The sequence below is a fragment of the Acidimicrobiia bacterium genome (assembly GCA_036271555.1).
Classification (GTDB): Bacteria; Actinomycetota; Acidimicrobiia; order IMCC26256; family PALSA-610; genus DATBAK01.
The window spans coordinates 26,992-50,123 of sequence record DATBAK010000103.1 but is presented as its reverse complement, the minus strand read 5'-3'; the positions used below and the strand labels follow the sequence as shown (position 1 = coordinate 50,123).

Genomic DNA, 23,132 nt, shown 5'->3' with positions numbered 1-23,132 from the left:
ACGGTGGCGGGTTCGTTCGCGCTCGTCGAGCAGCGCCGCGATCTGGAACGACGGAACCGCGCCGCGTGGGTCAGCGACTCAGGCGTTGAGCCGCTCGTCGAGCAGCTGCGCGAGCACCGGGCCGTTCGCGCGGCCCTTCAGCGCCTTCTGCATCTCGCCCATGAGGAAGCCGCGCTTCTTCTTCTTCACGCCGTCGTCGCCGGCGCGGTAGTCCGCGACGACGTCGGGGTGCGCGGCAAGCACCGCGTCGATCGACGCGCCGAGCGCGTCGGTGTCGCTCTCCTGCGCGAGCCCGCGTGCCTCGACGATCGCGGCCGGCCGTGAACCGGCGCGCAACGCCTCCGCGAGCACTTCCTTCGCCTGGTTGCGGTTGATCGTCCCACCCGCGACCAGTGCGACCAGCTCCGCGAGCGCGTCGGGCGCCAACGTGAGCTCATCGACCGCGACGCCCGCCTCGTTCACGTGCGCGAGCACCTCGCCGGTCGCCCAGTTGACGACGTCACGGGGCGTGCCCGCCTTCAACGCGCCGACCGTCGCCTGCACGAAACGAGCGAGTCCCGGCACGTCGAGCACCACACGCGCGTCGTGCTCCGAGATGCCCCAGTCGGCGACCAGTCGTGCGCGCGCCGCGCCCGGCAGCTCGGGCAGCGCCGCTCGCACCCGCTCGCGCAGCTCGACGCTCGGTGCGACCGGCACGAGGTCGGGTTCGGGGAAGTAGCGGTAGTCGTACGCCTCTTCCTTCGACCGCATCGAGTGCGTGCGACTGTCGACCTCGTTCCAGTGCCGGGTCTCCTGCACGACCCGACCACCGTCTTCGAGCACTTCGATCTGGCGCGTGATCTCGTACTCGATCGCGCGCTGCACCGATCGGATCGAGTTCATGTTCTTGATCTCGGTGCGCGTCCCGAGCTCCGACGTGCCCGTGCGGCGGATGGAGACGTTCGCGTCGACGCGCATCGAGCCCTCTTCCATCTTCACGTCCGACACACCGAGCGCGAGCAGCGTGGCGCGCAGCTCCGTGACGTACGCGCGCGCCTGCTCCGCCGAGAAGATGTCGGGCTCCGACACGATCTCGAGCAGCGGCACGCCGGCGCGGTTGTAGTCGACCAGCGAGTGGTCGGCGTCGTGGATGCGCCCGCCGCCACCGACGTGCAGCGACTTCCCGGTGTCCTCTTCGAGGTGCGCGCGCGTGATCCGTACCGTCGTGCCGTCGACGTCGATCACACCTTGGAGACAGATCGGCTCGTCGTACTGCGACGTCTGGAAGTTCTTCGGCATGTCCGGATAGAAGTAGTTCTTCCGGTGGAAGATTGACTGCTCCGGCATCGTGAACTGCAGCGCGGTGCCGAGTCGCAACGCGAGCTCGACCGCCTTCTCGTTCAGCACCGGCAGCGCGCCGGGCAGCCCGAGGCACACCGGGCACACGTGCGTGTTGGGCGGCGCGCCGAACTCGTTGCGACAGCCGCAGAACAGCTTCGTCGCGGTCGCGAGCTCGACGTGCACCTCGAGCCCGATCACGGGCTCCCAGGCTGTGCTCGGGCTCGAGGTGCCTTCGGCCGGGTGCCGGACGTTGGTCTCGGAACTCACGGCGCCACCGCCTCGACCGCGCGTGCGACCCGGAACATCAGCGCCTCCTGCAACGCGGGTGCGAGCACCTGCACGCCGATCGGCAAACCGTCGACCGCGCCCCACGGCACGCTGATCGCGGGATCACCCGACAGGTTCGACGGGATCGTGCACACGTCGCTCAAGTACATCGCGAGCGGATCCGCGGTGCGCGCGCCGACCTCGAACGCGACGGTCGGCGACGTCGGCGCGAGCAGCACGTCGAACCGCTCGTACGCGCGGGCGAAGTCGCGCACGATGAGGGTGCGAACGCGCTGCGCTTGGCCGTAGTACGCGTCGTAGTAGCCGGCCGACAGCGCGTAGGTGCCGAGCATGATGCGCCGCTTCACCTCGGCACCGAAGCCGTCGTCGCGCGTCGACGCGTTCATCGTCTCGACGTCGGGCGCGTCGACTCGCAGTCCGTACCGCACGCCGTCGTAGCGCGCGAGGTTCGACGACGCCTCCGCCGGCGCGATCAGGTAATAGGCCGACAGCGCGTACGCCGACGACGGCAGCGACACCCGGTCGACGCGCGCGCCGTCCTTCTCGAGCGCGCGGCCCGCGGCCTCGACCGCGTCGCGCACCTCGTCGGTGATGCCCTCGACGTCGGTGAGCTCCTCGACGATGCCCACCCGCAATCCGTCGACGCCGCCGTCGATGCCCGACCGCAGATCGGGGAACGGGCGCGCGATCGACGTGGAATCGCAGGGATCGTGGCCCGCGATCGTCGAGAGCAGCAGCGCGGCGTCCTCGACGGTCGTCGCGAACGGGCCGATCTGGTCGAGCGACGACGCGAACGCCACCAACCCGTATCGCGACACCGCGCCGTACGTCGGCTTCGCGCCGACGACACCGCACAGCGAGGCGGGTTGGCGGATCGAGCCGCCGGTGTCGGACCCGAGACCGAGCGTCGCGAACCCCGCCGCGACCGCGGCCGCCGAACCTCCGGACGAGCCACCGGGCACGCGGCTGAGGTCGTGCGGGTTGCGCGTCGGTCCGAACGCCGAGTTCTCCGTCGACGAACCCATCGCGAACTCGTCGAGGTTCGTCTTGCCGACGATGAGCGCGCCCGCGGCGCGCAGGCGCGACACCACGGTCGCGTCGTAGGGCGGCTTCCAGTGCTCGAGGATGCGCGACGAGCACGTGGTCGGAACACCGCGCGTGCAGAGGTTGTCCTTCAGCGCGATCGGCACGCCCGCGAGCGGCCCCGGATCACCGCCCGCCGCGACCGCGGCGTCGACCGCGTCGGCGGCCGCCCGCGCGTCGTCGGCGAGCACGGTGTTGAAGGCGTGGATCTGACCTTCGCGTTCGTCGATGCGCGCGAGGTGCTCCTCGAGCACGTCGATCGCGCGTCGCTCCCCCGACCGGACCGCGGCCGCGATCTCGACCGCGCTCATGCTTCCTCGCTCATGATGCGCGGCACGCGGAAGCGGCCGTCTTCGGCGACCGGCGCCTCCGCGAGCACCTCGACGGAGTCGAGACTCGGGCGGACCTCGTCGGGTCGCAGCACGTTCACGAGCTCGATCGGGTGCGACGTCGGCGGCACGTCGGTCGTGTCGAGCGCCGAGACCCGCGCCGCGTGGTCGAGGATCTTGCCGAGCTCCTCGGTGAGCTGCTCGATCTCGGTGTCGGTGAGGGCGAGACGCGCGAGCCGGGCGGTGTGCTCGACATCGGCGCGCGAGATCCGTGCCGATCCGTCGCTCATGGGCGGCATTCTAGGAAGGGCGTCGCGGCGATCCCCGAAGCATTGCGGGCGCTACGGATCGAGCAGCGTGCCCGTGCCCGTCGCGCGAATCACGGTCACGGTCGCGCCGGTCTCGTCGGAGAGGGTGATCGTGAACTGGTGGTCCGCGTCGGGGAGCAGGTCGGGCCACACGGTCACCGAGATGTCCTTGTGCGTCACGCCCGCCTTGAACGCGAGCGTGCCCGAGAGCTTGCCGCCGATCTCGCCGCCGGTCGCCTTCTTGGTGTACGTCGCGGTGCCCGGCGTGAGCGTGAAATCGACGCTCATCGCGCCGGTCGGCGCCGACCGCGTCACCGGCAGCGTCAGCTTCTCGGTGCCCTCGCCCTGTTGCACGATCGCACCGTCGCCGATGCCGAGCGTCACCCCCGCGTTCGCGTCGTCGTTGAGGATCGTGCCGGTGCCGACGGAACGATCCAGCGCGTACCCGCCGGTGGGCGCCGAGAGCGTGACCTTCAGCGTCTCGTCGGATTCCGTCGTCGCGTCGCCGAGGACCGGTACCGCGATCATCTTCGAGATCTGGCCGGGATTGAACGTGAGCGTGCCCGATCGCAGCTTGAAGTCGACGCCGGGTGCCACTCGCGTCGCGCCGGTCGCGCTCGTGCCCGTGACCGAGTAGCTCACGGTCACGGGCGAGGTCGCGGGCTTGCTCAGCGTCACCGGGAACTTCATCGGGCGCGTGCCGGTGTCGCCTTCGAGCATCGCGCGATCGCCGACCGAGATCGCCGGGTCGGGCAGCGGCACGAGCTTGTACAAGCCGCCCGTGAGGTTCGCCGCGTACAGCTCGCCGTCGTGGTCCTGACCGAACGTCGTCATCGACTGCAAGCCGGCGGGGAACACGGCGGAATCGCTGAGCGTGCCGCCACTCTGCACCGCGCCGGAGATGTGGCGCTGGCACAGGTCGCTGTAGAGGTACGCGCCGCCGAGGTTCGCGATCGCGCTGCCGTGGTACACGAACCCGCCGATCACCGCGCAGTTGCCGTCGGCGTGCGCGTTCTCGAGCAACGGGTCGTGACCGTCGGGCGGTTCCGCGCCGCCCTTGAACGGGTGGAAGCCCTCGCGCAGGTTCCAACCCCAGTTCTGCCCGCTCGTGCCCGCGGGCGCGTAGTCGACCTCTTCGTAGAGGTCTTGGCCGACGTCGGCGATCCACAGGTCACCGGTCGCGGAGTCGAACGAGAACCGCCACGGGTTGCGCAACCCGTACATCCAGATCTCGCCGCGGTGATCGGCCTGACCGAAGAACGGATTGTCGTGCGGGATGCGATACGGCATCGTCTGCGTCGGGCGCGGATCGATGCGCAGGATCTTGCCGAGCAGCGAGTTCACGTTCTGCCCGTTGCGGTCGGGGTCGCCGCCACCACCGCCGTCGCCGACGCCGATGTAGAGGTCGCCGTCGGAACCGACGACGAGCTGTCCGCCGTTGTGGTTCGGACGCGAGTGCGGGATCGTAAGGAGGTCGCGCGCGGTGCTCGTGTCCGCGGTGTCGCCGGCCATCGTGTACTCGGCGATGTGGATCGTCCCCGTCGAGTCCGTGTAGTCGACGTAGAGCTTCGAACCGTCGAGCGAGAACGCGAGCCCGAGCAGGCCCCGCTCACCGCCGCTGCTGATGTGCGTGAGCGTGAGGACCGTGCCGTCGATCGCGCCGGACACCGGATCGATGATGCGGATCGTGCCGGTCTGCTCGGCGACGTAGATGCGGTCGTCGTCGACGCGCCAGGCGAGCGAGACCGGCACCGACAGTCCGGTCGCGACCGGCGCGAGCCCGAACTCGACCGCGCTCAGATTCGGTGCCGCGACCGCGGTCGACGCGTCGGTTGCGAGCGCGACGAACGACGCGGCCCCGATCGCGACCGCCATGATGAACGAGAGTCCTCGACGCGGCTGCCGCACGGTGCCCCCTTCGCGTCCCCCACCGGGACTCGGCAGATCCTTCCACACGCGTAGCGGGCGGCGCGGGCGTCGGGAAGGCGTGTCAGTCGGGCTCGGGGCGCGCGATGTCGAGGCCGACGGACGCGCCGTCGCCTTCGGGACCCGCGACCTCGACGACGCGCTCGTCGACGTCGTCCCACTCCGTGCGCAGCGCGCGCGACATCACCGCGTGCTGCAGGTAGAGCGCGGTGATGTAGGTGAGCTCGAGCGTCGCGACGTCGCCGAGCTGTTCGTGGATCGCGCGGAACAGCGCGTCGGGCACGCGTCCGCGGTCGAGGACGAGGCAGTCCGTGTACGCGAGCACGAGCCGCTCGATCTCGGTGAAGCACGCCGCCGCGGACCCCGCGCTCACCGCGTCGATCTTCTCGTCCGGCACGCCGAGCGCGCGCAACGACTTGCAGTGTTGCGAGAACACGAACTGACTCCCCGCGGCCCAACCCGCGCGCGCCTGACCGAGCTCGCGCAGCACGGGATCGAGCACGCGCCGCGAGCTCTGGTAGAGACCGAAGCCCTGCACCGCGTGCTCGAGGATGTCGGGCACGTTCGCGAACGTCGGCCACCAGTCGCCGCTCGTGCCCGTCGCGGTGCCGGGCTCGGCGACGGGATCTCGATCGCCGAACAGCAGGTCGTACATCGTCGTGACGATCGGCGCGGTGCTCTCGGCCCGGGTCACCTGGTGAAGACGCGGCATGCGGGTGCCTCTGCTTGCTACTTGTACGAGTCGAGCGGGCTCAGTGGGTTCGTCCACCAGTCGTCCGGCGCGGGCGACCAGTCGGGATCGGGATAGATGCAATCGACGGGACACGCGGGCAGGCACTTGTCGCAGCCGCTGCAGAGCTCCGGGACGATGATCACGTCGACGCCGTGGTTGAAGATCGCGCCGAACTGCGACGGGCAGTGACGGAGACAGGCGTCGCAGTTGATGCACTCCGCCATCTCGATGCGCAGGGGCGGATTGCGCCATTTCGGGTTGCGTTCCCGCGACTCGATGCGCTCGAGCCGGTTCGCGGACGCCATGCGCCGCAGCGTACCGACCGGGCTCCCCGGTAAGCTCCCGCCGCTCGAAGCGTCTCACGGGGGAGAACGGTGTGGCCGGCAAGCAAGCGTTCCTGTCCGACGAGTGGTTCGCCGCGGTGAGCGGGGCGATCGCAGAGCACGGATCGAGTGCCGCGGCGCCCGGGCCCAACGTGTTGATGAACCTCGTGATCACCGGCACGCCGTTCGGCGACCGCGAGTTCCACATGGGCGCGCGCGACGGCAACGTGCTGTTCGGTCAGGCGCACCTCGACGGCGCCGACGTGACCCTCACCACCGACTACGCGACGGCGCGCGACGTGTTCGTGTCGGGCAACCAGGCTGCGGGCATGCAGGCGTTCATGGCCGGCAAGGTCAAGGTCCAGGGCGACATGACCAAGCTCATGGCGTCGCAGGGCGGTGGCGGCGCGAACGCCGAGCTCCAGACCGCGATCCAAGAGCTCACGGAGTAGCTCCGGTCAGACCGTCGGCGCGCGAGCCCGCTCAGCGCGTGCCGGTCTCGACGCGACGTTCGCTGCTGAGCAGCCGGCGCGCCCGACTCGCATCGGGTCCCGGCCGCAGGCTGCGGCCGTACCCGTTCGTCGGCCTCGCCGGCGTGGGACGCCGCGTCACCCCGTGGGGGTAGCGGCGCATCACTGCGTCACGGTCCGAGCCCTGCCCGCTCTCTTCGTACTCGATCACCAGGAGTTCCTCCGGCCCCATCCCCCGGCGCCGACCGCAGGAGCCTACGCCCGTATCACCACGGAACGCAAGAGTCTCATCACCCTCAGTGTCATCATCGGCGAGCCGGGACGATCGGATCCGGCGCAGGATCTTCCCGAGTGGTGGACACGCGCGGCCGGGTCGAGCTCGGCACGACGGACGCCGCGTTCGAGCAGTTCGTCGACGCGGTCACGCAGCGCCTGCGCCGCGCGCTGGTCGCGACCTACGGCGTCGAGGTCGGCTCCGAGGCCTGCGCGGACGCGATCGCGTGGGGCTGGGAGCAGCGCGGACGCCTCGCCGCGATGGCGAACCCGGCGGGCTACCTGTTCCGCGTCGGACAGTCCGCGGCGCGCACGCACCTGCGGCGCGAGCGCACGATCGACCTGACCGCGCGCGCGGAGGCCCGCGACGACACCGACCCGCGCCTCGACGACGCGCTCGACGCGCTCCCGGCGCGCCAGCGCACGGTCGCAGTCCTCGTGCACGGCCACGGCTTCTCGTACGCGGAGGTCGCCGAGCTGACCGGCCGGACGGTCGCGAGCGTGCGCAACGACCTGCACCGCGCGATGAAGCAACTGCGGCACCGACTGGAGGAATCGTGACCCCGACGATCGAAGCGCGCCTCGCGCGTCACGGAGAGCGACTCGACGCCGCGACCGCGCGCTACGTCGACGAACGGCCGGCTCGCCCTGCCTCGACGGATTTGGACGAGCCGCGCGACCGAAAATCGCCGCGCCGCGTCGTCGTGCTGAGCGCGGTCGCGTGCGTGGTGATCGTCGGCGGCGTCGCGGTCGCGCTCCACACCGTCCGCACGCACCCGGCCGTCTCGACCCGACCTTCGATCGCGACCACCACCACGCGCGTCGCCCCGGTCCGGCACGTCGCCACGGACGGCCGGTTCGTCGCGACGGTCCTGCCCCCCGGGCTCGTGCCGCACGAGCAGCGGCGGTTCCTCGAGCCGTGGGTCGACAACCTCGTGCACCAGCACACGTTCGTCGGCCCCGACCACCGCCTCGCGCTGGCCATCACGGCGATGACCGACCTGAAGATGGAGACACCGGGCGCGCATCCGCGCGTGGTGCCCGCGACCGCGGTGCAGCTGATGAACACGGTCGGCGACGCGCCGACCAGCACGCATCTGACGTTCGCCGGCCGGCCCGCACTGCTCAGCCGCGTCGACGACCAACCGAGCGCGCTCATCCTCTCGTGGGCGGTGCGCGACGACGCGCTCGTGCAGATCGTGAGCGAGGGCGCGTACGACGCCGCGGAGCTCGAGCGGATCGCGCTCGGCCTCCGCGCGCCGAGCTGATCACACCTTCGGAACGAGGTCTCCCGCGCGCGCGGCGAGCTCGTCGACGGTCCAACGGTCGTCCTTCTCGATCTTCTCCACCGTCGACCACGACTTCACGCGCTGCACCGTCCCGCCCTGCACCATGAACGTCTCGCCGGTGAGCGGGCAGTCCTGCGTCGCGAGGTACGCGACGAACGGCGACACGTTCGCGGGATCCCACACGTCGAACTTCCCCGGATCGTCGGGCGCCTTCACCATGTCGCCGAGTCCGGGCGTCTCGAGCGTCAGCCGCGTGCGCGCGCCGGGCGCGATCGCGTTGCTCCGCACGCCGTAGCGCGTGAGCTCCTTCGCGCACACCTGCGAGAAGGTGGCGATGCCCGACTTCGCGCTGTCGTAGTTCGCCTGCCCGGGGTTGCTGAACAGGCCCGACGTCGACGACGTGTGCACGATCGACGCGTGCACCTCCTTGCCGGCCTTGGTTTGCTCGCGCCAGTAGGTCGCGGCGTGTCGGGTCGGACAGAAGTGACCCTTCAGGTGCACCGCGATCACCGCGTCCCACTCGGCCTCGGTCATGTTGATGATCACGCGGTCGCGCAGGATGCCCGCGTTGTTCACGAGCACGTGCAGATCGCCGAACGTCTCGATCGCCTGGCGCACGAGCCGCTCGGCACCGTCCCAGTCCGCGACGTTGTCGCCGTTCACGACCGCCTCGCCGCCCGCGGCGACGATGTCGGCGACGGTCTGCTGTGCGGCCGTCACGTCGGCGCCGGTTCCGTGCGCGTCACCACCGAGGTCGTTGACGACGACCTTCGCGCCTTCACGCGCGAACAGCAGCGCGTGCTCGCGGCCCAGGCCCCGGCCGGCACCGGTGATGATCGCGACGCGTCCGTCGAGCGATCCCATGCGTTCGTCCTCCCTGTCGACTGTGAAGCGCCCGATGCTGGCGCAGCCGTTCCTAGAGGATCAAGAGGACGGTGGAGCCCTTCGGCGCGCGGGTGCCGGGCTCGGGCAACTGGTCGAAGACGTGCGCACTCGGGCTGTACAGGGCCAGGTCGACGTGCACGACGAAACCGAGGTTCTGGAGCTTGGCCTTGGCGGACGCGACGGTCTTGCCGATGACACGCGGCACCGTCACGAGCTCGGGCCCCTTGCTCACGTTGATCGTGATGGGCGTGCCCTGGTTCACCGTCGCGCCGACGCCGGGCGTGGTGCCGACAACGACGTCCTTCGGCGTGAGGTCGTCGAACACCTGCGTGCACGTCGGCACCAGATGCGAGCTCGTCAGCTGCGTCGTCGCCTGTGCGCAGGTCAGACCATGGAGGTCGGGGATCTGCACCGGCGCCGGACCCTGGCTCTCCCAGATGGTCACCGGCCGGCCCGGTGTCAGCGTCTGGTTCTGCACGGGCCGCTGCTGGTAGATCAGCCCCTTCTTCGTGTTCTGCCGGTAGCCCTTGACGACCGTCGTGGTGAAGCCCGCGGCGCGCAGCTTCGCGACCGCGGTCGCGGTCTGCAGGTTGAGGACCGGCGGCACGGTGACGGGTGCCGGTCCCGACGACACGACGACGTTGATCGTGCCGCCGCCGTAGAACCAGCTGCCGGGCGCGGGATCCTGCGAGACGACGACCCCACTCGGGTCGGCAGACGCGCGCTGCTCCACATGGACCTGGAAGTCCGCGCCGGATGCGGTCTGCTCTGCCTTGTCGCGCATCAGGCCGACGAGGCCCGGGGCCGCGCGACCCGACGCGCCGACCTTGGCGAGCGCGCTCGTGCTCAACGCGGTGGCGACCGCGAACGCGACGAGCACCGCGAGCGGCACCAGCCTCCGCTGACGCGAGCGTTGCTTGTCGGTGCGCGGCGGCAGACCCAGGCGGCCGCGCACCGTGTGGGTCGCGCCGATCGGCTGGAAGTCGACCGCGATCGCCTCGGTCGCGGCGGTGTCCTGGTCGAAGAGCGCTGCCGTCGCGGCACGCGCGACCGCCGTGGTGGGGTGCGGATCCGACGAGTCGGCGATGCCGGGCAGCTCGAGCGGCTCGGGACGGGGCACCGCCTCCACGACGTCGGTGAGCGCCGATTCCATCGTCGCCGCGTCCGGATAGCGCGTCGCGGGGTCGAGCTGCCCCGCGCGCTCGATCGGCGCCTGGAGCGGGCCGAGCTCGGCCGGCGCGACGATCGGCTGCTGCGTGCGCGCCGCGAGCGTGCCGATCGTGGTGTCGGCCGCGAACGGGATCGAGCCCGTCACCGACTCGACGAGCACCAGCGCGAGCGAATACAGATCGGAGCGCGCGTCGAGCTGGACGCCCCGCGCCTGTTCGGGCGACGCGTAGCGCGCGGTACCGAACACCGCGCCCGACGGTTCCGTCCAGGAGGCCTCGGCGAGCGCGCGCGCGAGGCCGAAGTCGGCGATGCGCACGGAGCCGTGCTCGTCGAAGAGCAGGTTCGCGGGCTTGATGTCGCGGTGCACGATGCCGCGCGAGTGCGCGTAGTCGAGCGCGGCCGCGACGTCGCGCCCGATGCGCGCGGCCTGAGGGATCGAGAGGTGGGTACCCCGGTCGAGCAGCCCCCGCAGGCTGCCGCCCTCGAGGAGCTCGACGACCATGAACGGCTGCTCGTCCTCGCCCCAGTCGTACACCGCCATGATGTTCGGGTGGTGCAGTGACGCGGCGACCTGCGCCTCGGCGCGGAAGCGCCGCAGGAACCCCGCGTCCTCCGCGAGCGCGGCGTGCAGCACCTTCACCGCGACCCGGCGCTTCAGCCGGATGTCCTCGGCGGCGTAGACGCGGCCACTCGCGCCGGTGCCGATCGGCGCGAGCAGGCGGTAGCGCCCGGCCAGTACCCGGCCGGCGAGATCGTTCGCGCCGTTCGTCGCCATGGGCGTCCAACGGTATCGGCCGACCTCGCGGCTCTGGTGGCAAGAACGGGATGCGCTCGCACTAGCGTCGGCGTCATGGCCGATTCGGCCCCGATTCGCCCCCGCAAGAAGCCCTATCGCACGATCATCGTGGTCGCGGGACTGCTGCTCGCGGTCAACGTGATCATCATCGCGGGCATCTCGCAGCGGACGAACTCCGAGGGCACCCTCCCCGCGGCGATCGAGCCGAACGGACTCCTGCCGAAGGCGGGTGACGTCGTGTCACCCGAGAGCACGATCGGCGTGAACCTCCGGAACGACCTCCAGGGCTACCTCGAGTTCGACGGTGTGCCGATCCCGCTCGACCAGCAGGAGATCCAGGCGACGCAGGGCATCATCCAGTTCACGCCCGGGGGCGACAAGGACCTCCACCAGTTCCCGCAGGGCCACCACCGCATCACGGTCGTCTACTGGCCGCGCGGCCAGAAGGAGTCCGACGGCGCGGGCTCCTACTCCTGGACGTTCTCGGTCGGGGCGTAATTTCGATCGGGCGCGCACGCTTCGCCCTCGATGACGCCTCTGCCGACGATCGAGGCCGCGCCGCTCGCTCCGCTCGCGCACTCATGCGGGAAGGTCGGGAAGCGCGTCCGGTCCCCCCGAGAGAAGCGTCTCCAGACCGTCCTCGTCGAGCACGCGCACCCCGAGGCTCTCGGCCTTGGCGAGCTTCGATCCCGGGCTCTCTCCCGCGACCACGAAGGTCGTCTTCTTCGACACGCTGCTCGCGACCTTCGCGCCGCGCGCGATCAGCGCGGCCGTCGCTTCCTCGCGCGTCTGCCGTTCCAACCCGCCCGTGAGCACGATGCTCACTCCCGCGAGTGACGCCGCGCCCTCGATGACGGGCGCGGGCTCCGGCCCGTCGAAGTTCACGCCCGCGGCGCGCAGCTTCTCGATCACGAGGTGGTTGCGGTCGAGCCCGAAGAACTTCTGCACGCTCACCGCGATGATCTGCCCGATCCCCTCGCACTCGACGAGCTCCTCGACCGTCGCCGACGCGACGCGGTCGAGCCCGCCGACACCGGTCGCGAGCGCCTGCGCCGCCGTCGGGCCGACGTGCGGGATGCCGAGGCCGACGAGCACGCGCCACAGCGGCTGCGGCTTCGACGCTTCGATCGCGTCGAGCAACAACCGCGCCGACCGCTCGCCGATGCGTTCGAGCGCGACGAGCCGGTCGAGCGAGAGCGAGTAGATGTCGCCCGCGTCGACGAGCAGACCCTCGCGCACGAACTGCGACACGCGTTCCTCACCGAGGCCTTCGATGTCGAGCGCGCCGCGGCTCGCGAAGTGCACGATCCGCTGCACCCGCTGCGCGGGGCACTCGACGTTGATGCACTGGTGGTTCGCCTCGCCCTCGAGTCGCACCAGGGGCGAGCCGCAGACCGGGCACGCGGTGGGAAACTTCCATTTCGGCTTGCGCCGCTTGCCCTTCTGGACGACGGGCCCGACCACCTCGGGGATCACGTCGCCGGCCTTGCGCACGATCACGGTGTCGCCCGGGCGGACGTCCTTGCGCGCGACCTCGTCCTGGTTGTGCAGCGTCGCCATCCCGACGGTCGAGCCGCCGACGAACACCGGCTCGAGCTCTGCGAACGGCGTCGCGCGACCGGTGCGCCCGATGCTGACCTGGATCTTGCGCAGCAGGGTCGTGCGCTCCTCGGGCGGGAACTTGTACGCGATCGCCCAGCGCGGGGCCTTGCTCGTGAAGCCGAGCTCCTCGCGCTGCGCGAGATCGTCGACCTTGATGACCACGCCGTCGATCTCGTAGCCGAGCGAGTGCCGCTGCTCCTGCATCGACTGGCAGAACGCGTAGACCGACTCGAGGTCGTCGTGCGCTTCGATGCGCGGGTTCACCTGGAAGCCGAGCTCGCGCATCCACGCGAGCGTCTCCTGATGCGTCCGGAGCGTCGGACCACCCTGCTTCGCGCCGAGCTGGTAGCAGAACATCGCGAGGTCGCGCGACGCGGTGATCGACACGTCTTTGACGCGCAGACTTCCGGCCGCCGCGTTGCGCGGGTTCGCGAACAGCCGCAGTCCCGCGTCGCCCTGCCGCCGGTTCAGCTCCTCGAAGGCGCGCAGCGGCATGTACACCTCGCCGCGCACCTCGAGCACCGACGGCAGGTTCTTGCCCTTCAGCGTGCGCGGCACCTCGGTGATCGTGCGCACGTTGGCGGTGACGTCCTCGCCGACGCGCCCGTCGCCGCGCGTCCCTCCCGACACGAGCTTGCCGTTCTCGTAGAGCAACGACATCGCGAGGCCGTCCATCTTCGGCTCGGTCACGAACCGGATCCCGCCGACGAGCGCGCGCTCGACCCGCTCACCCCAGGCGACGAGCTCTTCGTTCGAGAACGCGTTGTCGAGCGACATCATCGGCACCCGGTGCTTCACGGGCGCGAACGTCGACTGCTGCGTCGATCCGGGATGCTGCGTCGGAGAGTCGGCGGTGACGAGCGCCGGATACTTCGTCTCGAGCTCGATCAGCTCGCGCAGCAGCGCGTCGAACTCGGCGTCGGCGATCTCGGCGGCGTCGGCGTAATACCGATCGTTGTGGTACTCGATCAGCTCGCGCAGCGCCGCCGCACGCTCGGCGCCGACATCGTCCGCGTTGTCGGCCCGATCCTTCGCCACACCGGAGAATCTAGGTTCAGGCGCCGACGGTCAACTTCGTCGCGACGGCCTGGTCGTGGATGCGGTCGCCGATCTCGCGGGCGAGCCGCATCGCGCGCTCGGCCTGGCTCAGACCGTGACCGGCGAGGCCGCACGCGGGCGTGACCACCGCCTGCTGGCGCAGGCGCAGCCCGTCGCAGCCGCGACGGGTCAGCTCGCACCAGTTCTCGACGAGCGCCCTCCACAACGGCGCCGCGTGCTCGCCGACGGGCCGGTCGGTCGGAACCGCGCCCCACGCGACCCACCCGTCACCCTCGAGGTGCCGGCCGAGCGCGGCGGCGTGCGCGAGCAGGTCGTCGGAGACTTCGACGCCGACGATCTGCGGCCCCGCGTCGAGTGCGAGCCGCAGGTCGCCCTGGCCGCAGACGTGCACACCGACGGTGCACGCGACCGCGGCGAGCGATCCCGAGAGCAGATCGGTCGCGCGCTCACGGTCGATCGGCGCGTCGTTGCCGCTGAAGGCAGTGAGCCCGGGCTCGTCGAAGAACAACACGAGCGGCGAGTCGGGAAGCCGTTCGCTCACGAGGTGCTCGGTCGCGCGCGCCCACGCGCGTGCGAGCGCGCCGGCGCGTTCGAACGCGTCGGCGGTCGGCATGCCGGCTTCGAGCAACGCGAGGCCGAGCGTGAGCGGACCCGTCACCTGCATCTTGACGAAGTCGGGTCGGCGCGGCTGGCGCTGCGCGTGCGCGAGGAACGCGAGCAGGCCGCCGTGCGCGGTCGCGTCGAACGTCGTGACGATCGGCTCGCCGATCATGTCGTCGTCGATGCGCTCGATCGTGCCGTCGGTGCCGAGCACGACCTCGGGAAGTGCGCGTACCGACTGCGCAATCATTCCTTCGAGCGGCGTGCGCGACGGCAACTGCGGCGCGGCGGGAAGTCCAGGGAGCCAGCGCAGCACGCTCGCGGCCGCGGCCATCGGATCTTGATGCGGAAGGCTGCCGATTCCCGTCGCGAGACCGGTCGACATGGGGATGGGCGGCATGAGTTCCGTAGTATACGGACGACCTTCTGCCGACCGGCCAACGGAGCCGACGCTTGGTTCTGGAGCAGCCGCAGCCGACGCGACCAGCGCGCGATACGTCAGGAAATCACACGCGGATGCGACCGTGGATGTGGACCGCGCGGATCGCGTGGATCGTGCTTCCGATCACAACCGGTTCCGCACTTGGCGAAACGTTCCAGTCATGGTCGCGCGCACCACAGGTCGTCGTCGCGGTGTTGCTGTGGCTCGCGTGGTTCGCGGGGTTGATCGCGTTGCTCACGACCCGACCGTGGGGATTCACGATCCTGCGCGTCGTCGCGCCGAGCGCGGTCGCGCTGACGATCGTGAGCGCATGGTCGGCGCCGGCCGCGACCGCCGCGCTCGCGATCGCCACGTCGATCCTCGCGCTCGTGAGCGCGCTCTCATCGGCCGTCGCGCACGCGTGCACCGCGAGCACCGCGTACGGACCGGAACAACGATTTCCGCTGCGCGCGCCGATGCCGTTGTTGATCGCGCCGCTGCCGGTGAGCGCGGCGCTGATGGCCGCCGCGATCGCGTCGGGACCGCTGCTGCTCGCGAACGGCGACATCGGCGCAGGCATCGCCGCGGTCGTGATCGGCGCGCCACTCGCGTTCGTGCTCGGGCGCGCGCTCGTCAGCCTCGACCGGCGCTGGATCGTGCTCGTCCCCGCGGGCCTCGTCGTCGTCGATCCGCTCGCGTTTCCCGACGCGGTGCTGCTCCCACGCGAGCAGATCGCGTCGCTCGAACGAGCGTCGGCGGCTTTCGCGCTCGGCGCCCGCCCCTTGCTCATCACCTGTAACGAGCCGGGATCGTTCGTTCGTCGCGCCGGCCGCGGTCAGACGACGGTCGATGCCGACCGCTTGCGCGTGACGCCGCTCCGACCGGCGGCCGTACTCGCGGCCGCGGCCGCGCACCGCATCAGCGTCGGCTGATCGGTTTCTCTGGTCGCGCTCGCTGCGCTCGCCGCTCCGTGACGCGGGATGCGACAACGTCGGGCCGCCCCGCTCGCTGCGCTCGCGGGCTCAGCCCGTCGCGATCCCACCTCCGACGAGCAGGTCGCCGTCGTAGAGCGCGACGACCTGACCCGGAGCGACGCGCGACTGCGGTGTCTCCCACTCGACCGTCGCGCGCGCGCCTTCGCCGCGCTGCAGGCGCGCGGGAACCGGGTCGCCGTGCGCACGCGACTGCGCGACCACGCGAGCCGGCGAATCGATCGAAGGGTCGATCACGAGGTCGTCGAGCTCGACGGCCTCGCGCAACAGGTCTTCGCGCCGACCCATGGTGACGGTCGCCGTCGTTGCGTCGACATCGACGACGAAGCGGCGCTCGCCCGCGGCCACGCCGGTGCCGCGGCGCTGACCGATCGTGAAGCGCTCGGCGCCGTCGTGCTGTCCGATCGGCGCGCCGTCGACGTCGACGATCGCGCCCGGCCGCGGCCGTGATGGCATGCGCTGCGCGAGGAAGTCGAGCCGATCGCCGCGAGTGATGAAGCAGACGTCCATGCTCTCGGCCTTCGTCGCGGTACGCAGGCCGCAGCGCGCGGCTTCCGCGCGCACGTCCGCCTTCGTCATCTCACCGACCGGCAGTCGCGTGCGCTCGAGATGCCGCCGTCCGAGCATGTAGAGCACGTACGACTGGTCCTTGGCACGGTCGTGACCGCGCGCGAGGCGCGGTCCGCGATCCGTGCGGACGACGCGCGCGTGATGACCCGTCGCCAGCGCGTCGAAGCCGAGCGCGTGCATCCGTTCGAAGAGCGCGCCGAACTTGATCGCGCGGTTGCACTCCACACACGGGTTCGGCGTGCGCGCGTGCGCATGCGCGTCGACGTACGGATCGACGACGTGACGCTCGAACGCGTCGGTCAGGTTGAACACGTAGTGCGGGATGCCGAGCTGCGCGGCGACGCGCCGGGCGTCCTCGACATCGGCGACACTGCAGCACCCCGAGTCGCTCGGACCGCCCCAGAGCTTCAGCGTGACCCCCGCGACCTCGTGTCCCTCGTCGACGAGACGCGCCGCGGCCACCGACGAGTCGACACCGCCGCTCATCGCGACGAGCACGCGCTCGGCCATGCGATTCAGACCGTGCTCGCGGCGCGCAGGCTCGCCACCGCGCGCGGCACCGCGTCCAGCGCGGCGTCGACGTCGGCCGCGGTCGATGCGTATCCAAGGCTGAAGCGCACCGACGCGCGCGCGAGGTCGGCGTCGAGACCCATCGCGACGAGCACGTGGGACGGATCGATCGCGCCCGACGAGCACGCCGAGCCCGACGCGGCCTCGATGCCGAGCTGATCGAGCGCGACGAGCAACGTCTCGGCTTCGACACCGGGGAACGCGACGTGCAGCAGACCGCCGACCCGCCGCGCAGGATCACCGTTGACGACCATGTCGGGAACCGCGGCGCGCAACCCCGCGTCGAGTCGATCGCGCAGCATCGTGATGCGCGCGATCTCGGTCTCGCGGTTCGCGTGCGTCTCCGCGAGCGCGGTCGCGAAGGCGACGATGCCCGCGACGTTCTGTGTGCCCGCGCGCAGTCCCCACTCGTGCCCGCCGCCCTCGACGAGCGGAACGAGCGCGACGTCGCGCCGACGCACGAGCGCGCCCACGCCCTTCGGGCCACCGAACTTGTGACCGGAGACCACAACGAGATCCGCGACCGCCGCGGCTGCGCCGACGTCGAGCCATTGCGGCGCCTGCACCGCGTCGGTGTGCAGCGCGGCGCGCGGCGCACACTCGCGGACGAGCGCAGCCACGTCGTCGAGTGGCTGCACGATGCCCGTCTCGTTGTTCACGAGCATCACCGACACGACCGCGGTGCGCGCGTCGAGCGCGTCCGCGAGGTGGTCGAGGTCGACGGTTCCCGCGATCGTCGCGGGCACGAAGGTTGCCCGCGCGCCGTTGCGCTCCAGCCGGTGCGCGGCGCCGAGCACCGCCTTGTGCTCGATGCCGGTTGTCACCACGCCGTCGGCATCGCCGCGATCGGCCGCGGCCCAGGCCGCGCCCTTCACCGCGAGGTTGTCGCCCTCGCTGCCGCCGCCGGTGAACACGATCTCGGCCGGTGTCGCGCCGAGCAGTGCGGCGACGCGCTCGCGCGCCTCTTCGAGCGCGTTCTTCGCAGCCTGCGAGGCGCGATGGCCGCCCGACGGGTTCGCCGCGTGGTGCGTGAGGAACGGCTCCATTGCCGCGACCGCGGCCTCACGCATCGGCGTCGACGCGGCGTGATCGAGATACGCCATGGCGAGATGGTACGACCCGTCGGGGCGTCGTCGGTCAGCGAGGTGGGTAGGCCGTGCGGCCGTGCACGGGTTCTCCGCGACCGGCTACTGGGAGAGCCGCCTCGTGTTCGAGCGGGCGCTCGCGGCGATCTACTGCATCGCGTTCCTCGTCGCACGCAACCAGTTCCGGGCGCTGCTCGGCTCGCGCGGGATCCTTCCGATCCCCGACTTCGTCGCGCGCGTCCCCTTCGAGCGCGCGCCGAGCATCTTCCACTGGCGCTATTCGGACGCCGGGTTCGAGACCGTCTCGATTGCCGGCATGCTCGCGTCGGCCGCGGTGCTCGTCGGCGTCGTCGACCGCGCGCCGCTCTGGACGGCGATGCTCGTCTGGCTCGCGCTCTGGGCGCTCTATCTGTCGATCGTGAACGTCGGGCAGACCTGGTACGGGTTCGGTTGGGAGACGCTGCTGCTCGAGACCGGCTTCCTCGCGATCTTCCTCGGTCCCGCGCACAGCGCGCCGCCGACGATCGGGCTGTGGCTCATCCGCTGGCTGCTGTTCCGCGTCGAGTTCGGTGCGGGTCTGATCAAGATCCGCGGCGATCGCTGCTGGCGTGACTTCACCTGCCTTCGATATCACCACGAGACCCAGCCGATGCCGAACGCGTTGAGCTGGTACTTCCACCACCTTCCCGACCGGCTGCACAAGGTCGAGGTGATTGCCAATCACGGCGCGCAGCTCGTCCTGCCGTGGTTGCTCTTCACGCCGCAACCGGTCGCGGGAGCGGCCGCGCTCGCGATCATCGTCACGCAGCTGTGGCTGGTCGGAAGCGGCAACTTCTCCTGGCTCAACTTCATCACGATCACGCTCGCGGTGAGCGCGGTCGGTGACGGCCTGCTGCATCGCGCGATCCCGATCACGCCGTTACACACCGCGAGCCCGGCCGGGTGGTTCGAGATCGTCGTGTTCGCGCTGCTCGCACTGATCGCGTTGAAGAGCTGGCGACCGGCTCGCAACCTCGCGTCGCGTCGACAGCTGATGAACGCGAGCTTCGATCCATGGCATCTCGTCAACACGTACGGCGCGTTCGGCTCGATCACGCGCGTGCGTCACGAGATCGTCCTCGAGGGGACGCGCGATGCCGAGCTCACGGCGACGGCGACGTGGACGGCGTACGAGTTCAAGGGCAAGCCCGGTGATCCGATGCGGCGGCCGCCCCAGATCGCGCCGTACCACCTGCGCCTCGACTGGATGATGTGGTTCGCGGCGCTCTCGCCCCGTGTGCCGCCGTGGCTGACCGGCTTCGTGGCGAAGCTCCTCACCGGCGACCGCGACGCCCGCAGGCTGCTCCGCACCGATCCGTTCGCCGACGCGCCGCCCAGATTCGTGCGCGCCCGGCTGTACCGCTACGCCTTCACGACGCCCGCCGAGCGGCGGCAGACGGGCGCGTGGTGGACCCGCACGCTCGTCGGCGAGTACCTCGATCCGGTCGGCCTCCCGCGTGCGGCCGGCTCGTCCGAGGGCGATCTCCGCCCGGGCCCGGAATAACTGTCACACCCCCTGGTCATACTCACACCATGACCACCAGGCAGATCCCCGAGCCGGCCGCCGAGAGCACGCAGCTCCGTCTGCTCGACGGTGGCCGCAGCAACCCCCGGGCGTGGCAGCTCGACGCCCGCACCCGTCGCATCGGTCGCCAGGGGGTCGCGGAGGCCCGTGAGATCCTGCGCCGGGCCCGTCCGCCCCAACCCCTCGCCCCCCACGACAAGATCGCCGGGTAGCGGTTCGGCTTCAGTCGAGGAAGCGCCGCAGGATCCGCTGCGCGGCGGCCGTCGGCGAGATCGTGCCCGCCCGCACGTCCGCTTCGAGCTCCCGCAACTCCCCCGCCACCGCCGGATCGCCGGTCCGCGCGTCCACCAGCCCGTCGTGGACCTCCGACCACATCCACTCGCGTGCCTGGTCCGCGCGCCGCTCCTCCAGGAGCCCGGTCTTTGACAACGCAGTCCGGTGCGCCTCGATCGCGGTCCACACGCGGTCGATGCCCTCGCCGAGCAACGCCGACGTGCGCTCGACCCGCACCTCCCAGCCCTCGGTGCGCGAGCGCAGGAAGTGCAACGCGTTCGCGTAGTCGGCGGCCGTGCGTTCGGCCGCGGCCGCGAGGTCGCCGTCGGCCTTGTTGACGACGACGATGTCGGCGAGCTCGACGATGCCGCGCTTCACGCCCTGCAGGTCGTCGCCCGCGCCCGGCGCGAGCAGGAGCACGAACCCATCGACCATGCCCGCGACCGCGACCTCGCTCTGGCCGACGCCGACGGTCTCGACGAGCACGACGTCGTGTCCCGCGGCCTCGCACAGGAGCAGCGCTTCACGAGTGCGGCGGGCGACGCCGCCGAGGGTTCCTCCCGACGGCGACGGGCGGATGAACGCCTCGGCTCGGCGCGAGAGCTCCTCCATGCGCGTCTTGTCGCCGAGGATCGACCCGCCGCTGCGCGTGCTCGACGGGTCGACCGCGAGCACCGCGAGGCGGTGGCCGCCATCGATCAGGTGCAGTCCGAGCGCCTCGATGAACGTCGACTTGCCCGCGCCCGGCGCGCCGCTGATGCCGACGCGCACGGAACCGCCGGTCGCGGGGAGCAGCTCGTCGAGGAGCGCGACCGCTTCGTCGCGGTGATCGGGTCGGGTCGACTCCACGAGCGTGATCGCGCGCGCCAAGCTGCGGCGATCACCGCGCCGGAGCGCGTCGCCGAGCTCGCTCACGCCTCCCGCTCCTGGCGCCAACGGCGCCGGGCCGCTCGGGCCCCGCTCGCTCGCGTCGACGGCCATCCGCGGAGCGCGGCCGCGAAGACTCGCTCGCTCACGCCGCGGCGTGGTGCGAACGCAGCAGGGAGATGACCTCGGTCGCGGCGGCCGGGATATTGGTGCCCGGACCGAAGATCGCGTGCACGCCGGCTTTCCGGAGCGGCTCGTAGTCCTGCGCGGGGATCACGCCGCCGACGATGACGAGGATGTCCTTGCCGCCCTGCTTCGCGAGCTCCTGCACGAGCTCGGGCACGAGCGTCATGTGCCCCGCGGCCTGGCTCGACACGCCGACGACGTGCACGTCGTTCTCGATCGCGTCGCGCGCGGCCTCGGCCGGCGTCTGGAACAGCGGGCCCACGTCGACGTCGAAGCCGAGGTCCGCGAAGGCGGTGGAGATGACCTTGGCGCCGCGGTCGTGCCCGTCCTGGCCGAGCTTGGCGACGAGGATGCGCGGGCGACGGCCTTCGGCCTTGGCGAACTCGTCGACCGCGGCGCGCACCTCGGTGAGCTCGTCGGATCCGCCGTACGCACCGCCGTAGATGCCGGTGATGCTGCGGATGACCGCGCGGTGACGGGTGAAGACGCCCTCGAGCGCGTCCGAGATCTCGCCGACGGTCGCGCGCGCCCGCGACGCTTCGACCGACAGCGCGAGCAGGTTGCCGTCGCCCGCGGCGCCCTTGGCGAGCGCGTCGAGCGCGGCCTCGACCCGGGCCTTGTCGCGCGTCGCGCGCAGCGTCTCCAGGCGCGCGATCTGCTGGCGGCGCACCTCGGTGTTGTCGATGTCGCGTACGTCGACCGCGGTCGCGTCGGTCGTGCGGTACTTGTTGACGCCGACGATCGTCTCCTCGCCGCGGTCGATCGCAGCCTGGCGTCGCGCCGCGCTCTCCTCGATGCGCAGCTTCGGCATCCCCGATTCGACCGCCTTCGTCATCCCGCCGAGTCGCTCGACCTCCTCGATGAGCGCCCACGCGTCCTCGGCGAGCTTCGCGGTAAGCGACTCGACGTAGTACGAGCCGCCCAACGGGTCGACCACGTGGGTGACGCCGGTCTCCTCGGCGAGGATCAGCTGCGTGTTGCGCGCGACGCGTGCCGCGGTCTCGCTCGGTAGTGCGATCGCCTCGTCGAACGAGTTGGTGTGCAGGCTCTGCGTACCGCCGAGCACCGCGGCCATCGCCTCGTACGCGGTGCGCACGATGTTGTTGAACGGGTCCTGCTCGGTGAGCGACACGCCCGACGTCTGGCAGTGCGTGCGCAACATGAGCGAGCTCGGGTTCTTCGGCTCGAACTGGCCGATGATGCGCGACCACAGCAAGCGCGCGGCGCGCAGCTTGGCGACCTCCATGAAGAAGTCCATGCCGATCGCGAAGAAGAACGACAGCCGACCGGCGAACGCGTCGATGTCGAGACCGCGCGCGCGCGCGGCGCGCACGTATTCGAGACCGTCGGCGAGCGTGAAGCCGAGCTCCTGCACCGCGGTCGCTCCGGCCTCCTGCATGTGGTAGCCGGAGATCGAGATCGAGTTGAACTTCGGCATGTGCTTCGCCGTGTACTCGATGATGTCGGCGACGATCCGCATGCTCGGTTCGGGCGGATAGATGTACGTGTTCCGCACCATGAACTCTTTGAGGATGTCGTTCTGGATCGTGCCCGCGAGCTGCTCGGGCGCGACGCCTTGCTCTTCCGCGGCGACGATGTAGCCGGCGAGCACCGGCAGCACCGCGCCGTTCATCGTCATCGAGACGGTCATCTTCTCGAGCGGGATCTCGTCGAAGAGGATCTTCATGTCCTCGACGGAATCGATCGCGACACCAGCCTTGCCGACATCGCCGGTCACGCGCGGGTGATCCGAGTCGTAGCCGCGGTGCGTCGCGAGGTCGAACGCGACCGACAGGCCCATCTGCCCCGCCGCGAGGTTGCGGCGGTAGAAGGCGTTCGACTCCTCGGCGGTCGAGAAGCCCGCGTACTGGCGGATCGTCCACGGCCGGTTGGAGTACATCGTCGCCCGGACGCCGCGCAGGAACGGGTCGAAGCCCGGGAGCGAGCCGACGACCTCGGGGTCGAGCGCGCCGACATCGGCGGCGGTGTAGAGCGGTTTGACCGGAATGCCCTCGGGCGTGTTCCAGACGAGCGAATCCGGGTCCGCGCCGCGCAGTTCCTTGGCCGCGAGCTCCCGCCACCGGTCGAGCGAATCACCTGGTGCCATGGTGCGGAAGGGTAGAGGAATGCCCGGTTCGCGCTCCGAGCCG

The 23,132-nt window shown here is 70.9% G+C and carries 21 protein-coding genes; 7 read left to right on the top strand and 14 right to left on the bottom strand.

Going from position 1 to position 23,132, the window contains the following annotated elements:
* Positions 1 to 78: 78 nt before the first annotated feature.
* From gatB to VH914_22500, 6 genes are all read right to left on the bottom strand, one after another.
* Complete coding sequence (gene gatB / locus VH914_22525) at positions 79 to 1,587, bottom strand: Asp-tRNA(Asn)/Glu-tRNA(Gln) amidotransferase subunit GatB (protein ID HEX4493995.1); 1,509 nt, start codon at positions 1,585 to 1,587, stop codon at positions 79 to 81.
* Positions 1,584 to 3,002, bottom strand: coding sequence for an Asp-tRNA(Asn)/Glu-tRNA(Gln) amidotransferase subunit GatA (gene gatA, locus VH914_22520; GenBank protein ID HEX4493994.1), 1,419 nt, complete (start codon positions 3,000 to 3,002; stop codon positions 1,584 to 1,586). Before gatA ends, gatB begins: the two co-directional genes overlap by 4 nt.
* Positions 2,999 to 3,310, bottom strand: a complete 312-nt coding sequence (gene gatC / locus VH914_22515) for an Asp-tRNA(Asn)/Glu-tRNA(Gln) amidotransferase subunit GatC (protein ID HEX4493993.1) — start codon at positions 3,308 to 3,310, stop codon at positions 2,999 to 3,001. The genes gatA and gatC overlap by 4 nt, the downstream gene beginning before the upstream one ends.
* A gap of 51 nt (positions 3,311 to 3,361) precedes the next feature.
* Positions 3,362 to 5,236: a PQQ-dependent sugar dehydrogenase gene (locus VH914_22510; GenBank protein HEX4493992.1), complete on the bottom strand. Its 1,875-nt coding sequence runs from the start codon at positions 5,234 to 5,236 to the stop codon at positions 3,362 to 3,364.
* Between the two features lie 82 nt (positions 5,237 to 5,318).
* Positions 5,319 to 5,966 (bottom strand): carboxymuconolactone decarboxylase family protein, encoded by a 648-nt coding sequence (locus VH914_22505; GenBank protein HEX4493991.1) that lies wholly within the window; start codon positions 5,964 to 5,966, stop codon positions 5,319 to 5,321.
* 17 nt (positions 5,967 to 5,983) lie between these two features.
* The gene (locus tag VH914_22500; GenBank protein ID HEX4493990.1) at positions 5,984 to 6,292 is read right to left on the bottom strand and encodes a 4Fe-4S dicluster domain-containing protein; all 309 of its coding nucleotides are present in this window, start codon (positions 6,290 to 6,292) and stop codon (positions 5,984 to 5,986) included.
* Between the two features lie 176 nt (positions 6,293 to 6,468).
* Between VH914_22500 and VH914_22495 the strand changes: the two genes are divergently transcribed.
* From VH914_22495 to VH914_22485, 3 genes are all read left to right on the top strand, one after another.
* Positions 6,469 to 6,762, top strand: coding sequence for an SCP2 sterol-binding domain-containing protein (locus VH914_22495; GenBank protein HEX4493989.1), 294 nt, complete (start codon positions 6,469 to 6,471; stop codon positions 6,760 to 6,762).
* 369 nt (positions 6,763 to 7,131) lie between these two features.
* Entirely contained in the window at positions 7,132 to 7,614 is a 483-nt protein-coding gene (locus VH914_22490) for a sigma-70 family RNA polymerase sigma factor (protein HEX4493988.1), read from the top strand.
* Positions 7,611 to 8,321: a hypothetical protein gene (locus VH914_22485; protein HEX4493987.1), complete on the top strand. Its 711-nt coding sequence runs from the start codon at positions 7,611 to 7,613 to the stop codon at positions 8,319 to 8,321. Before VH914_22490 ends, VH914_22485 begins: the two co-directional genes overlap by 4 nt.
* Here VH914_22485 and VH914_22480 read toward each other — a convergent pair whose 3' ends face one another.
* Complete coding sequence (locus VH914_22480) at positions 8,322 to 9,206, bottom strand: SDR family oxidoreductase (GenBank protein ID HEX4493986.1); 885 nt, start codon at positions 9,204 to 9,206, stop codon at positions 8,322 to 8,324.
* Between the two features lie 52 nt (positions 9,207 to 9,258).
* Complete coding sequence (locus tag VH914_22475; protein HEX4493985.1) at positions 9,259 to 11,172, bottom strand: PASTA domain-containing protein; 1,914 nt, start codon at positions 11,170 to 11,172, stop codon at positions 9,259 to 9,261.
* Between the two features lie 75 nt (positions 11,173 to 11,247).
* On the opposite strand from VH914_22475, the gene VH914_22470 reads away from it, so the two are divergent.
* Complete coding sequence (locus tag VH914_22470; GenBank protein HEX4493984.1) at positions 11,248 to 11,691, top strand: hypothetical protein; 444 nt, start codon at positions 11,248 to 11,250, stop codon at positions 11,689 to 11,691.
* An 81-nt stretch (positions 11,692 to 11,772) separates the two neighbouring features.
* Here the strand turns inward: VH914_22470 and ligA are convergent, their stop codons facing one another.
* Together ligA and VH914_22460 are read right to left on the bottom strand one after the other, a co-directional pair.
* Positions 11,773 to 13,833, bottom strand: coding sequence for an NAD-dependent DNA ligase LigA (ligA, locus tag VH914_22465; GenBank protein HEX4493983.1), 2,061 nt, complete (start codon positions 13,831 to 13,833; stop codon positions 11,773 to 11,775).
* A gap of 16 nt (positions 13,834 to 13,849) precedes the next feature.
* Entirely contained in the window at positions 13,850 to 14,854 is a 1,005-nt protein-coding gene (locus VH914_22460) for a hypothetical protein (protein ID HEX4493982.1), read from the bottom strand.
* 116 nt (positions 14,855 to 14,970) lie between these two features.
* On the opposite strand from VH914_22460, the gene VH914_22455 reads away from it, so the two are divergent.
* A complete protein-coding gene (locus tag VH914_22455) occupies positions 14,971 to 15,807 on the top strand; it encodes a hypothetical protein (GenBank protein ID HEX4493981.1) in 837 nt (278 codons plus the stop codon).
* 90 nt (positions 15,808 to 15,897) lie between these two features.
* Here VH914_22455 and mnmA read toward each other — a convergent pair whose 3' ends face one another.
* Complete coding sequence (mnmA, locus tag VH914_22450; protein HEX4493980.1) at positions 15,898 to 16,947, bottom strand: tRNA 2-thiouridine(34) synthase MnmA; 1,050 nt, start codon at positions 16,945 to 16,947, stop codon at positions 15,898 to 15,900.
* A 5-nt stretch (positions 16,948 to 16,952) separates the two neighbouring features.
* On the bottom strand, positions 16,953 to 18,110 hold the full coding sequence (locus VH914_22445; protein ID HEX4493979.1) for a cysteine desulfurase family protein: 1,158 nt from the start codon (positions 18,108 to 18,110) through the stop codon (positions 16,953 to 16,955).
* A 61-nt stretch (positions 18,111 to 18,171) separates the two neighbouring features.
* Here VH914_22445 and VH914_22440 point away from each other — a divergent pair, with 61 nt between their 5' ends.
* Positions 18,172 to 19,635: a lipase maturation factor family protein gene (locus VH914_22440; GenBank protein ID HEX4493978.1), complete on the top strand. Its 1,464-nt coding sequence runs from the start codon at positions 18,172 to 18,174 to the stop codon at positions 19,633 to 19,635.
* A gap of 29 nt (positions 19,636 to 19,664) precedes the next feature.
* Positions 19,665 to 19,868 (top strand): hypothetical protein, encoded by a 204-nt coding sequence (locus VH914_22435; GenBank protein HEX4493977.1) that lies wholly within the window; start codon positions 19,665 to 19,667, stop codon positions 19,866 to 19,868.
* Positions 19,869 to 19,878: 10 nt separating this feature from the next.
* On the opposite strand, the gene meaB is transcribed toward VH914_22435, so the two are convergent.
* Together meaB and scpA are read right to left on the bottom strand one after the other, a co-directional pair.
* On the bottom strand, positions 19,879 to 20,844 hold the full coding sequence (gene meaB / locus VH914_22430) for a methylmalonyl Co-A mutase-associated GTPase MeaB (protein ID HEX4493976.1): 966 nt from the start codon (positions 20,842 to 20,844) through the stop codon (positions 19,879 to 19,881).
* Positions 20,845 to 20,941: 97 nt separating this feature from the next.
* On the bottom strand, positions 20,942 to 23,089 hold the full coding sequence (gene scpA / locus VH914_22425) for a methylmalonyl-CoA mutase (GenBank protein HEX4493975.1): 2,148 nt from the start codon (positions 23,087 to 23,089) through the stop codon (positions 20,942 to 20,944).
* Positions 23,090 to 23,132: the final 43 nt, after the last annotated feature.